The 12892-nt window shown below is 69.2% G+C and carries 13 protein-coding genes and 1 pseudogene; 5 read left to right on the top strand and 9 right to left on the bottom strand.

Annotated elements, in window-relative coordinates; translation table 11 throughout:
• Nucleotides 1–832: 832 nt before the first annotated feature.
• Nucleotides 833–2794 carry a glycoside hydrolase family 172 protein gene (locus HMPREF0591_RS02060; RefSeq protein WP_244268820.1) on the top strand — a complete coding sequence of 654 codons (1962 nt, stop codon included), beginning with the start codon at nucleotides 833–835 and terminating at the stop codon, nucleotides 2792–2794.
• Nucleotides 2795–2798: 4 nt separating this feature from the next.
• Here HMPREF0591_RS02060 and HMPREF0591_RS02055 read toward each other — a convergent pair whose 3' ends face one another.
• On the bottom strand, nucleotides 2799–3608 hold the full coding sequence (locus HMPREF0591_RS02055) for a rhomboid-like protein (protein ID WP_007166729.1): 810 nt from the start codon (nucleotides 3606–3608) through the stop codon (nucleotides 2799–2801).
• A 214-nt stretch (nucleotides 3609–3822) separates the two neighbouring features.
• Here HMPREF0591_RS02055 and HMPREF0591_RS02050 point away from each other — a divergent pair, with 214 nt between their 5' ends.
• Complete coding sequence (locus HMPREF0591_RS02050) at nucleotides 3823–5016, top strand: cytochrome P450 (RefSeq protein WP_167310113.1); 1194 nt, start codon at nucleotides 3823–3825, stop codon at nucleotides 5014–5016.
• Nucleotides 5017–5022: 6 nt separating this feature from the next.
• On the opposite strand, the gene HMPREF0591_RS02045 is transcribed toward HMPREF0591_RS02050, so the two are convergent.
• Nucleotides 5023–5607, bottom strand: a complete 585-nt coding sequence (locus tag HMPREF0591_RS02045) for a TetR/AcrR family transcriptional regulator (protein WP_007166727.1) — start codon at nucleotides 5605–5607, stop codon at nucleotides 5023–5025.
• Between the two features lie 141 nt (nucleotides 5608–5748).
• Here HMPREF0591_RS02045 and HMPREF0591_RS02040 point away from each other — a divergent pair, with 141 nt between their 5' ends.
• Nucleotides 5749–6135 (top strand): PPOX class F420-dependent oxidoreductase, encoded by a 387-nt coding sequence (locus HMPREF0591_RS02040; RefSeq protein WP_007166726.1) that lies wholly within the window; start codon nucleotides 5749–5751, stop codon nucleotides 6133–6135.
• On the opposite strand, the gene HMPREF0591_RS02035 is transcribed toward HMPREF0591_RS02040, so the two are convergent.
• From HMPREF0591_RS02035 to HMPREF0591_RS02020, 4 genes are read right to left on the bottom strand one after another with little or no spacing between them, the layout of a single operon-like run.
• Nucleotides 6119–7282, bottom strand: a complete 1164-nt coding sequence (locus HMPREF0591_RS02035) for a zinc-binding dehydrogenase (protein ID WP_007166725.1) — start codon at nucleotides 7280–7282, stop codon at nucleotides 6119–6121. The two genes, HMPREF0591_RS02040 and HMPREF0591_RS02035, sit on opposite strands and share 17 nt — an antisense overlap.
• Before the next feature lie 29 nt (nucleotides 7283–7311).
• Complete coding sequence (locus HMPREF0591_RS02030) at nucleotides 7312–8295, bottom strand: NAD-dependent epimerase/dehydratase family protein (RefSeq protein ID WP_007166724.1); 984 nt, start codon at nucleotides 8293–8295, stop codon at nucleotides 7312–7314.
• A gap of 28 nt (nucleotides 8296–8323) precedes the next feature.
• The gene (locus HMPREF0591_RS02025) at nucleotides 8324–9004 is read right to left on the bottom strand and encodes a cutinase family protein (RefSeq protein ID WP_167310130.1); all 681 of its coding nucleotides are present in this window, start codon (nucleotides 9002–9004) and stop codon (nucleotides 8324–8326) included.
• A gap of 23 nt (nucleotides 9005–9027) precedes the next feature.
• A complete protein-coding gene (locus HMPREF0591_RS02020; protein WP_007166722.1) occupies nucleotides 9028–9201 on the bottom strand; it encodes a CsbD family protein in 174 nt (57 codons plus the stop codon).
• A 61-nt stretch (nucleotides 9202–9262) separates the two neighbouring features.
• Here HMPREF0591_RS02020 and HMPREF0591_RS32865 point away from each other — a divergent pair, with 61 nt between their 5' ends.
• Nucleotides 9263–9418, top strand: coding sequence for a hypothetical protein (locus HMPREF0591_RS32865; RefSeq protein WP_167310108.1), 156 nt, complete (start codon nucleotides 9263–9265; stop codon nucleotides 9416–9418).
• Nucleotides 9419–9488: 70 nt separating this feature from the next.
• A complete protein-coding gene (lipL, locus tag HMPREF0591_RS02015; RefSeq protein WP_040621674.1) occupies nucleotides 9489–10763 on the top strand; it encodes an esterase/beta-lactamase LipL in 1275 nt (424 codons plus the stop codon).
• Here the strand turns inward: lipL and HMPREF0591_RS02010 are convergent.
• From HMPREF0591_RS02010 to HMPREF0591_RS02000, 3 genes and pseudogenes are all read right to left on the bottom strand, one after another.
• On the bottom strand, nucleotides 10758–11390 hold the full coding sequence (locus HMPREF0591_RS02010; RefSeq protein ID WP_007166719.1) for a cutinase family protein: 633 nt from the start codon (nucleotides 11388–11390) through the stop codon (nucleotides 10758–10760). The two genes, lipL and HMPREF0591_RS02010, sit on opposite strands and share 6 nt — an antisense overlap.
• Entirely contained in the window at nucleotides 11387–12454 is a 1068-nt protein-coding gene (locus HMPREF0591_RS02005; RefSeq protein ID WP_040620921.1) for an NAD(P)H-dependent amine dehydrogenase family protein, read from the bottom strand. The genes HMPREF0591_RS02010 and HMPREF0591_RS02005 overlap by 4 nt, the downstream gene beginning before the upstream one ends.
• A 29-nt stretch (nucleotides 12455–12483) precedes the next feature.
• A pseudogene (locus tag HMPREF0591_RS02000) lies at nucleotides 12484–12892 on the bottom strand (hypothetical protein); the annotation flags it as partial.

Below are 12892 nucleotides of genomic sequence, written 5' to 3'. Positions count from 1 at the left end.
GTGCCAGTCAGCGCAAACCCGGCGGTCGCCGGGCAGTTCTATGGCGTGCAGGTGATTCCGGTGGGAGAACCGGTGCACGAGATAGACGGCAGCGTGCACCCGGCACTTGACAATGCGGTGGCGGCCAGGACCAAGCCGAGAACAACTTTGTACTTCAAACGAGACATGAACCACTCCCATCTCCTGAGGAGAACTGATTACGCCCGAGGGGAGTTATATTACGTGAGTGCAATGCGGAATGCTATGGGATTCACCGAATTTGCGGCCGCCCGCGGGTCGACGGATTAGATCGGGGCTGGGCCGCGGCTGAATCGTCGCCGGCCATGGAATGAAACGGCCTGGGCCGTGATTCAATCCGGCGCCGCCGGAACTGATTTGCATTCATCTCGGCAAGATTCTCCGCGTGGACAACTTGGGAAACGGAGGAGCAATGCGCTATCCGCCCTGCCCCTAAGACCCCGGCGACTGAATTCCAAACGTACTCAAGAAAAAGAAGATGCGTACTCCCGGTCTGGAAATCGTCGATCGAAGGTGTCTGTCGGTATGTCCGGGGTCCCACGCAATCATGCCAGTGCACTCGTTCAGGCGTACCCGCACGACCACCGTTGACCACACCGACGGATCGGCTCAAGCCAATTCTGGTCCGCCCTTCCGGAACTATCAATAGCTTGAATGCATTTCACCTGGGCGGCCCCGGGGAACCGGTCCGCCGTGAAGCTTCCAAATCGGGCCAACCAGACCGGGAAACGTAAGCTTTGTCGCCATGCGGATCGTAATGGGTGCGTGGCGCGTGGCGTCCGCCTTCGCGCTGTCCGCGGCGGTCGGCGTCACCATGGCGGCGCACGCGCCGGCGGAGCCCGGCGGCAACGGCGCGGCTGAAAGGCTGATCGGCTGGGACACCTACCGCCGGCTGGACCGGTTGCCATACCTGCGTCCCGACACCCAAGCCCTGCAGTTTTCCAGCTTCGACCGCAGCGGCGGTGACTTCGACCTCTCCACCGGAAATCACAACGGCACCGGCGGATGCCTGACGGCCGGCGGCGCCGGCTGCGTCGTCGCGGAGGATCGCGGCGCCGGCGAGGTGGATTCGATCTGGTTCACGCGCGACGGCGGCAAAGTGACCAAGATGGGAAACGTCCGCGTCGAACTGGATGGGCGGACCGTGCTGGACGCGCCCCTGCAATCGGTGGTCGACGGCGCACTGGGTGCGCCCTTCGAATGGCCGTTGGTGGCGAACGCGGCGCAGTCGCCGGGCGGGGTGTACATCAAGGTACCGATGCCCTACCGGCAGTCGATGCGCATCAGCGTCGCCGCGAATCTCGAGTACTACCACGTCGATTACCGCCAGTTCCCCACGGCCGACGGCATGAGCACGTTTTCGACGTCCGACCCCGCGCTCGACGTGCTCGCCACGCTGCGCGGGGCGGGAACCACCGACCCCAAACCGGCGGCCCCGGCGGTCCACGAGAGCCGCGTTGTCGAGCTCCCCCCGGGCGCGGGTGTGACGGTCGCCCAATCGACCGGTCCCGCCAGCATCTCGGCGCTGCGTCTGCGGCTGCCCGAGCCGACGGATCAACTTCTCAGCGGTCTGCGGCTGCAGATGGAGTTCGACGGCCGGACGACGGTCGACTCCCCGCTCGGGGAGTTCTTCGGCGCCGGGTTGGGTGCCGACACCGTGCGATCGCTGATGTTCGCCGCCATCCCAGGGCCGCAGGGGTCGTTGGCGTTGTCGGCATGGTGGCCCATGCCTTTCGCCCACGCGGCTCGCGTCACGCTCATCAACACCACCGAAGATCCGGTGGCCGGTATCGACAGCGACGTGGCGATCGCCCCCGACGCCGAGTGGGCGCCCGCGCTGGCCGAGGGCAGGGCCGGATATTTCACCGCTCGCTCGCACGCCGCGCCGACGGTTCTGGGCCAGGACTGGCTGTTCGCCGACGAACGGGGCCACGGCAAGTTCGTCGGGGTCAGCCACACCATCCGGGGCTCCCGGATCCGGACGGCGTTCAGCGAGGCCGCCCCCTACTTCCTGGAGGGTGCCGAGCGCGTCTACACCGACGGCGCCTCGTCGCCCCAGTGGTACGGCACCGGCACCGAGGACCTCTACGAGGGCGGCTGGTATTTCAAGGACGGCACCCGCTTCAGCGACCCGCTCACCGGCCAACCCGATCGGCGCACGGCCGGCGGCGGCTGCGCGGACTACTGCGTCGCCGTCTATCGGCTGATGCTCGCCGACGCCGTCGACTACCACTCCGCGATCCGCTTCGGCATCGAGCACGGCAAACGCAACATGGTCCAACCCGACTACAGCTCAACGGCTTTCCTCTATACCCAACTCGACGAGACGCTTGTACCCGGCGATGACGTCCGGCCCGCCGATCCGGTCAGCCGGCTCCTGCACGGGTACGCCGACGGCGACGCCACGGACCAGTTGCTGGTCAGCCAGTACGAAGGCGCCGAGGACACCCGCCCGGTGATCGGATCGGTCCGCGCCACCAACGCCTCGATCACCTTCCACGTCGACATCGACCCGGGCAACGGTGGCATCCTGTTGCGCCGCACGTCGGATCAGGCCGACGGATTCCAGTCGGCGGACATCGCCGTCGACGGCGTTCCCGTCGGAACCTGGCTACAGCCGCGCGGCAACATTTTTCACCGGTGGCTCGACGACACCTACCTGCTACCGCCACCGGCGACCGCGGGCAAGGCGCAGCTGACGATCACCCTTACGCCGGCGCCCGACTCCCCACCGTGGACGGCGAGTCGCTACCAGGTCGAAACGGTGACGGGCTGACCGATCAGGCGGCGGTGGACCGCATGACCCGACGGGCGAGCGGCACCGCGATGACCGCGCCCGTCAACCCGCCGACGGGAGCCGCCAACGGCGACGACCCCGAGAGCACGAAGTAGGCGAAGGCGGCGCCGACGACGAGCAGGGCGGCGTGCATGCCCGTCCAGCGCGGGATGGACGGCAACCGGAATGACAACGCCATGCCGAGCAGCAGGGCGAGCACGTGGCCGAACGCGGTGAAATCCGCGTCGACTGTCGCCGCCACCGCGATGCCGAGCCACCAACCGATCCAGGCCGGGCGCCAGCGCGCCGGTATCGACGCGGTCAGGGCGCCCAGCACGCACACCGCGCCGTAGCTGATGCCGACGTCGGTGGCCCGGGCGACCGAGAACGGCAGGCGGCCGGTCTCGACCGCGGCAACCAACCCGACGGCGACGATCACGGTGGCGCCGATATGGCCGACCGCGAAGGTGATCAGCAGGCCCCTGCCGCGCCAGATGAGTTCGCCCAGCGCCAGCAGGCACACCAACCCCGGCAACCAGAGATAGACGTCGCCGCCATCGCTGACGAAGGCGCTGCCGACCAGCGCGCCCAGGTGGCCGTGCGCCAGGTTGTGCAGGTTGGTGCTCATCTCCCTGACGACCGCGGCCCGGGTGTGCCGACCCAGCGCCGTCAGCGTGACGGAGACCGCGAGCAGCATCAGGGCGTAGGCCGCCGTGACCCGCAAGCGGTCGGCCCGCGCACGAACGTCGGTGCCCGAAACGAGCCGTTCCAGCCGCGGCCGCGGGACAGCGGCGGCCGGCTCGAAGGGCGTCATGCCTCCACGGTGCCGGTCCGATCGCCGGCATGCCGCGCTCTTAACGAAGGCTTCACACCGGGGCGCGAAATCTTCACAGATCCGGACCGGTGGCCGGGTCAACCCCGCCCGGGACGCCCCGGCCGGGTGTCTTGACTGCCCGCCGTCCCCGCTGCTAGACATGGGTGCGCCGAGATTTGGGCGATCGCCCAAACCGCTGCGGATGGAGGTGGCGATGGGCCGGGCGGACGTCTACTACGACCCCTACGACGTCGACATCAACGCCGACCCGTATCCCACCTACGCGCGGCTGCGCGAAGAGGCGCCCATCTACTACAACGAGCGCCACGACTTCTGGGCGCTGTCACGGCACTCCGACGTGGAGCGCGCGCTGGCCAACTGGGAGACGTTCTCCAACAAGCGCAGCGACATCCTCGAGCTCATCCAGTCGAAATTCGACATGCCCGGCGGGGTGATGATGTTCCAGGACCCGCCCGAACACACGCGGCTGCGCGGCCTGATGTCGCGGGTGTTCACGCCGCGCCGGATGGCGGAACTCGAGGACCAGATTCGGCAATACTGCGTGCGGTGCCTGGACCCGCTCGTCGGGTCCTCGGGCTTCGACATCATCGCCGAGCTCGCCTCGATGATGCCGATGCGGGTGATCGGGATGTTGCTGGGAATCCCGGAATCCGAACAGGTTTCCGTGCGCGACGCCAACGACGCGAACCTGCGCACCAAGCCGGGCGCCCCGCTGAAGGTCGCCGACGCCGACTCCATCGCCGACGGCCGGATTTACGCCGACTATGTCCAGTGGCGGTCCAAGAACCCCTCCGACGACCTGATGACGACGCTGCTCAACGTCGAGTTCGACGACGAGCACGGGGTGCACCGCAAGCTGACCCGCAAGGAGGTGCTGCACTACACGCAGGTGGTCGCCGGGGCGGGCAACGAGACGACCGGCCGGCTGATCGGCTGGCTGGCCAAGGTGCTCGCCGAACATCCCGACCAGCGGCGGGCGGTCCACCAGGACCGGTCGCTGCTGACCCGTACCGTCGACGAGACGCTACGATTCGAGCCGACCGGCCCGCATGTCGCCCGCTGGATGGCAAGGGATTTCGAGTGCTACGGCACGACCGTTCCGGCGGGCAGCGCCATGCTGCTGTTGTTCGGCGCCGCCAACCGCGATCCCCGCCGCTACACCGATCCCGACACCTACGACATCCGCCGCGACAACATCTCGCACATCACGTTCGGTAAGGGCGTGCACTACTGCCTCGGGGCGAACCTGGCCCGCCTCGAGGGCCGCGTCGCGCTGGACGAGCTCCTCAACCGCTGGCCCGAATGGGGCATCGACTACGAAACCGCGCAACTGGCCTCGACGTCGACCGTGCGCGGCTGGGAGCGGCTGCGAATCATCTTGCCCTGAAACGGGTTACCGGGGCATCTCGAACCGGTCGACGATCCGGTTCACCAGCGCGACGGCCTCCAAGTGGCCGGTCGTGGCGCCCAGCGCCTGCTCCAGGATCAGCATCCGGCCGACCGCGGCGATGACGACCGCGATGCCGGCGGGCGGGAAGTCGCCGGTGTCCAGGTCATGTTCGCGGACAATGAAATTCAGCGCGGTGATCTGCATTTCGCGCCACCGGTCCGACCAGGCGGCGATCTCGGCCCTGATCGCCTTGCGGTGGTTGGCCAGACCCATGAACTCCAGCAGCAGGCGGGTGTCCTTGGGCTCGATGAGCGTGTCCCACAAGGCATGCAGCGGGCGGTCGGAGGCCAGTGCGCGCTGCTGGCGCTCCAGGTAGGCCGCGGCGCCGCGCCGAAAAACGGTCAGGTAGAGGTCGTCCATGGTGGGGAAGTAGTAGTGCACCAGGGCCGGCTTGACGCCGGCTTCGGCCGCCACCCGGCGCGACGTCGCGGCGGCGTAGCCCTCATCGACCATGATCCGGATGGTCGCGTCGATCAGCGTGTCGCGCGTCGTGGAATCGCGCGCCTTGCGTCGTTCGGGAGCGGTCATGGCGCGGAGTTCCTGTCGAGGGGCCGTTGTGGCCGACTTTTGGGCGAGCGCCCAAAAGTCTAGCCGGGGGAGGGGCCAGGATTAGGAAGTGGCGTGATCGGGGAACTGGGTTCGCAGTGTTCACGAAAAGGAAGGAAGGCCGTGCCTCCCACTTTCGCCGACGTCATCGGATCCAAGTACCTGCTGCTGACGACGTTCACCAAGGACGGCCGCCCCAAGCCCACCCCGATCTGGGGTGTTCCCGAGGGGGACAAGCTGCTGGTCATCACCGACGACGGGTCGTGGAAAACCAAGCGGATCAAGAACACGCCCCGGGTGACGATCGCCAAGAGCGGCGCGCTGGGCAAACCCAAGAGCGAAGAGGTCGAGGGCATCGCCCGGGTGCTGCCGAAGTCGGAGACGCGGCGCGTCTACAACGCCGTGCTCAAGCGGTACTGGTACCACGCCTGGTGGTTCTACGCGCACTCGATCGTTCGGGGTGGCATCGACAAGGTGCACGTCGGCCTGGAGATCAAACCGGCCGATTAGCGTCGCTCCCGGGGTCGATCAGGATCTTTGCGTGCGCCTCGGGATCGCGGAGCGCGTCGAACGCGGCGTCGACGCCGGACAACCCGACCGTCCCGGTGATCAGCGGCGCGACCTCGACCTTGCCGTCGGCGAGCATATGCAGGGTGTCGCGGAACTCCAGCGGCGTATAGCCGAGGACGAATCGCAGGTCGATCTCCTTGTTGATCGCCATGGCGGGACGAATCCGGTCCGCGCCCATGCAGACCCCGACGACGACGACGCGCGAGAACAGCGGGGCGTTGGCGATGATGTCGTCGATGATGCCGGGCACGCCGACGCATTCGAAGACGATGGGGTGCTTGGGCGTCGCGGCGCCGACCGCGTCGGCGGCGCGCCAGACATGCCACCACGGCAACCGGAGCCGCTGGAGCTTCTCGATCGTGCCGACCGCCAGGTCGAAGGCCTCGAGGATGCCGTGCAGGTGTTTGCGGCCCGCCGCCGTTTCGTAGGGCGTGCCGTGCGCCGGGTCGACGACGATGTCGGCTCCGCACGCCGTCGCCAGCGCGCGGCGTCCGGGTGAGAAGTCACTTGCGATGACGGTGCGCACGCCGTGCGACTTGAGCATGCTGATCACCGCGAGACCGATGGGCCCGCAACCGATCACGATCGCGACGTCGCGCTTGCCCACCTCGCCGCGCCGCACGGCGTGCCACCCGACGGCCATCGGCTCGGTCAGCGCGGCGATCTCGGGGGACAACCCATTGGGGACGGCGAACGTCAGCGACTGCTCGACGAGCAACTGTTCGGCGTAGGCGCCGGGCGCCATCGTCGACAGCCCGATCCCGTGCACCTCCTTGCCGCGGCGCAGCAACGGCAGGGCCACGACCCGCGTCCCCGGCCGCGGCGCCTTCCGGGTGCCGGGACCGAAATCGACCACCTCACCGCAGAATTCGTGGCCGAACACGACGCGCTGATCCGAGCGCATGAAAGCGTCGTACCCGGATTCGGCCATCACGTCGGCGAGCTCGTCGCAGTGGTGCCGCGCGTGCAGGTCCGATCCGCAGATGCCGCACCGCAGGACGTCGATCAACAACTGCCCCTTGGTGGGGGTCGGCGTCGGGGCGTCGACGACTTCGAGCTTCGCGTTGGTGCACGTCACACTTTTCATCCGTCGATCCTCCTCCACGGCGCCGGCGCTCAGCCCACGGCGCGCAGGGCCTCGAACGTGTCGGCCAGGGTCTCTCGCGGGTCCCGATAGGTGATGCCGAGTTCGCGTTCGCTGGGCGAGTCGTCGGATGCCGGCATCTGCGTGTAGTACTGCATCCCGGCCCACGTGAACGGCGTATCGAAGGGCAGGAACCGGCCGGCCTGATCCATCACCGCCCCCGCGACGCGCAGCGCGGTGTCGGGAATCGGAACCGACACCATCGCCGACCCGGACACCTCGCCGAGCATCTTCGCCAGCTCCGCCGCCGGGACGCGGTGGCCGCCCGCCATGTAGCGGCGCGGGCCGCGGCCGGGCTCCAGCAGCGCCGCATGCAGGGCCGCCAGGTCGCGCACGTCGACGATCAGCCAGGCCCCGCTCCGGCCCGGGATCACATGCATCTGCAAGGCCGCCTTGACACCTTCGCCGGCCTCCCCGAACTGGTCACCCACCGGCGGACCGATGACCATGCCCGGGTAGGTGATGTTCACCGGCGCACCCGCATCCTGCAAGCCGCGGGCATAGATCTCCACCTGCGCCTTCGAGGTTCCGTAGCCATCCGCCCCACCGACGACCGGCAGGTCCGCCGACAGCTGCTCCAGGCCGGCGTGAAAGAGCGCGCTGAAACTCGACACGTGGACGATGGGGTCCAACCCGAGCTCGACCGATTGACCGAGGACGTTCTGGGCGCCCTGCATGTTGGTGGTGAGCATCTGCGTCTTCTGGCGCGGGTCGGTGGCGACCAGCGCGGCGCTGTGCACGACGGCCTCGCATCCGTCGAGCGCCGCGCGCACCGCCATCCGATCCGTGATGTCGGCGACGGCGAAGTCGGACACGTCGACGCCGAGCTGGGCCACCGACGTCTTCAGTTTGCCGGGGTTGCGCACCAGAAACCGGATGGAGTGCCCCGCGTCGGCGATGGCCTTGGCCGTCCAGCCGCCGACGAATCCCGTACCGCCTGTGATCAGAACGCGCATGGTGCGATCTTTGCAGTACCCGCCCGGCCTACAGGTGACTGGAGGCGAAGTTGGCGGCCTGACTCGTCATGCCGTTCATTCCGTAGGAGGTGTGCGCGGCGAGATCGTTGCCGTTACCGCTGCCGCACACCGGATCGCCCTGCGCGCACAGCTCGAGGGTCTTCGGCTGGTACAGGGGTCCGATCGCCAGCGGCGGGGCGTGATACTTCTGCAGGAAGTCGCCCGACGGCGTGCCGAACAGGGTGACCGCGGCGACGTGGTTCGCGACGTCCGCCGGCATGGGCGGGGGCACGGCGGACGCGGGCACGCCCGGCGGCACCGCCGCCGAGGTGACATACCCCGCCAGAGCCGCGCCCTGTGAGTACCCGCCGAGGACCTCGCGGGTGTTGGGGCAGTTCTTGGCCGTGGCTTCGACGTGCGAGCTGGCGTCGCGGATGCCGTCGATGACCGTGCTGGGGAAGTTGGGGTTCGAAAAGTCAGTGCTGGCAGGGTAATTGACCGCGTACACACCCAGCGAGCGGGAGCCGATCTGCGAGCGCAGCGCATCCACGAACGACCCGCCGATGCCGCCGATGCCGGGGGGCTCGCCCGACCCGCGCGCGAACACGACCTCGACGTCGGGACACGGCGCGGCCGACGCCGACGGGCTGGGCACGCTGGCCACCAGCGCCGCGGCCGTCAACGCCGCCAGCCCGACGAGCGCCGGCAGCTGGCGCAGCGCGGCGAGCCCGCTCACTTCTTGAACGCGTCTTTCACCTTTTCGCCCGCGTCCTTGAGGCTGGACTTCGCCTGGTCGGCCCGGCCCTCGTCCCTGGTGTCGTGGTCACCGGTGACCTTGCCGATGGCCTCCTTGGCCCGGCCGCCCAGGTCTTCGATCTTGTTCTTCAGTTTGTCCTCGTTGCTCATGCCGGGGTGGCTACCCCGCGGCGGGACATATTGAAACCCCCGTCCTGCCATCATGGAGGTCGTGAGCGCCGCAATCGTGGTGGCAATAGTGGTGGGGTTGATGTTGCTGGGCATCGGCATGGTGGTCAACCAGTTGCTGCGCCTCCGCAGGTACCTGAATGAGTCGCCGCCCGCACCGCCGCCCGAACCACCGGACCTCCAGGAACCGCCCCGCTAGCCGAATCTTCCCATTTGGGCGGGGCGCGACTGATAGCTTCGTCCTCGTGGTGGCGGGGCGGCGCGGCACCGTGACACCGTCGGTCCTGCTGGCCACCGACGACGGTCTGCCGCGCGGCGTGTCGGGCGCGGCCGACCCCCACTTCGGCAACGTCGTCAAGCTGTTCGCGCAGTTGTTTCCCGGGCGCAGGTTCGGCGGCGGCGCGCTGAGCGTCTACATCGACGGCGTGCCCGTCGTCGACGTCTGGACGGGCTGGTCGGACCGGGCCGGCACCCGGCGCTGGACGGCCGACACCGGCGCGATGGTGTTCTCGGCGACCAAGGGGGTCGCGTCGGCCGTGATCCATCGGCTCGCCGACCGCGGCCTGCTGTCCTACGACGAACCCGTCGCCGCATACTGGCCCGAGTTCGCCGCCAACGGCAAGGCGGGGATCACGGTGCGCGACGTCCTGCGGCACCGCTCCGGGTTGTCGCATCTGCGCGGCGTCACCAAGACGCAACTGATGGACCACGCCCTGATGGAGGAGCGCCTCGCCGCCGCGCCGGTCGACCATCTGCGCGGCGTGCAGGCCTATCACGCGCTGACCTACGGCTGGCTGCTGTCCGGTCTGGCCAGGGCGGTGACGGGCAAGGGGATGCGTGAACTGATCCGCCGGGAGGTCGCGCGGCCGCTCGACACCGACGGCCTGCACCTCGGCCGCCCGCCGGAGGGCTCGCCGACCACGCCCGCGGAGATCCTGATACCGCACGGCCGGCTGCGCACCCCGGTGTTCAACTTCATCGCGCCGAAGGTGGCCGGCCTGCCGTTCTCCGGCGCGCTGGGCGCGATGTACTTTCCCGGCGTCGTCTCGCTGATCAAGGGGGACACCCCGTTCCTCGACGGGGAGGTCCCCGCCGCCAACGGCGTGGTGACCGGCCGCGGGCTGGCGAAGATGTACGCCGCGCTGGCCAACGGCGGCCGCATCGACGGCAAGAAATATCTGTCCGAGGAGCTGGCGCGGGGCCTGGCGGGGCAGGCGCGGCGCAAGTGGCCCGACGCGAACATGGTGGTGCCCATGCCCTTTCACCTCGGCTACCACGAATCGCCGGTGCCCGGGCTGCTGCGCGGTTTCGGCCACGTCGGCCTCGGCGGGACGCTCGGCTGGGCCGACCCCGAAGCGGGCAGCTCGTTCGGTTTCGTCCACAACCGGTTGCTGACACCGTTGCTGTTCGACATGGGATCCTTTGCGGGACTGGCCCGTCCGCTGCGCAACGCCATCATGGCCGCGCGGGACCAGGGCCCGCTGCGGGTGCCCGCGCTCGGCGCCGGCTACGCCAAACCGGCCCGGCGCACGGCCTCCCTATAGGCGGGCGGCGACGAAGTTCGCGGCCTGGGTGGTCATGCCCGACTGCACGTACGAGCCGTGCGCCAGCACGTTGCCCCCGCCGGAGCACGCCGGGTCGCCGTCGGCGCACTCGTCGATCGTCTTGGCGGCATAAGGCGGACCGATCGGCGGGAACACCGTGCCGGCGAGGCTGTTCGCCAGCGGGCTGGTCGGATTGCCGAAGACGGCGATCGCCGCGACGTGGCCGGCCGCCTGCGGCGGCAGGGCCTTGGTGGCCAGGTCCATGACGCCGGCGCCCTGGGAGAACCCCCCGAGCACCAGTCGGGTGCCGGGACACCGGCCGATCATGTCCTGCACGTGGGCGACGGTGTCGTCGGAGCCGGCTTGGGCGCTCGTCGCGAAAGCCGTTGTCGCCGGGTAGTTCACCGCGTACACGCCCATCGAGCGCCCGGAGAGCTGCGGCCCGAGCGCATCGATGAACGCCTGACCCACCTGGCCGACGCCGGACGCCTGGCCGGTGCCGCGGGCGAACACCACCTCGACGGCGGGGCACGGGTCGGCGGCAGCGGCGGGAAGGCCGATCGGTCCGGCCGGCGCCGCCGAACTCAGCGCGGCCGCAACGCCGACGACGATGCGCCTGCCAATCACCGCTCCATGCTGACATAGGCGTTGCCACGCGGCAGCGTCAGCGGAAGGTCGGCGTAGGTGACGATGCCGGGTGCCGCGGCGACGACGGCGGGGATGGCGTTGATCGCGGGCATCGCGGTCATGATGTGCCCGAGGTCCATGAACTCCTCGATGGTCGTGGCCGCGAAGTACGGCGGCGGCAGGAAGCCGACCTTGGTGGTCACCGTCGGCTGCCCGTCGATCTGGATGACCCAGCCGTCCTGCTCGATCTTCCAGTCCGGTTCGAGCGTCTGCCCCTTGCGCCACCGCACGTTCAGGTCGATCAGGGTGGTGTCGCCGACGATGCCCTGCCAGCTGATGTAGACGCCCGCCACGCAGCCCGCCGGGATGGTCCACGACGCCATCTCGAGATCCGCCGTGGTCTGGGCGAACTCGGCGACGCAGCGCACCTCGTCGAGTTCGACGCCGAGCGCGTCGCCGACCAGCCGGACGGCCTCGCCGAAGATGGCCGTCCCCTTGGCCGCCATCGCCTGCAGCTCCGGGTGGTCGATCGGCTGCCCGAAGCCCACCGGCCGCTCGGTTTCCGGTGAGTCATAGAACGTGGTGTCGGCGGCCTCGTTGACCGTGACCTTGTCGATCCGGTTGCACACCATCGCCGAGACGATCGCCAGCAGCTCGGCGAAACCCGGGCTGACGCCCGACCCGAAGATCGTGGCGCCGCCCTTCTCGCAGGCCTCCGCCAGCTTCTCGCGGCCGGCGCCGAGGTTTCCGCCGGTGATGAACGACGCCGTGGTCACCACGTTGACCCCCGCGGACAGGATGCGGGCCAGCTCGTCGACGTCGATCCACATCGGGTTGTAGACCACGCAGTCGGGTTTCAGCGCGAGCAGCGCGTCCACGTCGTTGGTGGCCGCCACCCCCAGCGGCGCGATCCCGACGAGTTCGCCGGCGTCGCGGCCGACCTTGTCCGCCGACCAGGCGTAGCAGCCGACCAATTCGTAGGTGGGGTTGGCGACGATCGACTTCAGCGAGCTCTTGCCGACATTGCCGGTGTTCCACTGGACCACTCGATAGTTGTTTGGCACTCGCTCAGCATAGGGAACGGTGGTCGGGGTTAGTAGGCGGATTCGGCCGCCAATATCTCGGCGAGGAAGGCGTCGCCGGGCGGCCGGTCCAGTCGCGCTCGCGCCCACCGCCGCACCCGTTCCCGGGTTTCGGGCGACTCCGTGGTCTCGGTCCCGACGACCACCGACGTGGTCGACCAGTCGTGGTTCCAGGCGGCGGATTCCGTGAGGGGCCCTCGCCGGCCGTCGACCAGGGGGAGGGTGGCGCGGCCGCCGGCGTCCAGGGCGCCGGCGGCCGAAACGGTCCCCGAGCTCAGTCGCACCGCGACGCCGGTGGGCGCGTCCGGCCCGATGACGGCGGCGTGGACGACGGCCGTCCCGGCGGCCCCCACCGCCCAGTCGACGGTGTCCTCGCCCGCGTCGAACACCCCGGGCGGAACCCCGCCCCAGTCGATCGAC

The organism is Mycobacterium parascrofulaceum ATCC BAA-614 (assembly GCF_000164135.1).
In the GTDB taxonomy this organism is placed as follows: Bacteria; Actinomycetota; Actinomycetes; order Mycobacteriales; family Mycobacteriaceae; genus Mycobacterium; species Mycobacterium parascrofulaceum.
This window is presented reverse-complemented; position numbering and strand designations above follow the sequence as displayed.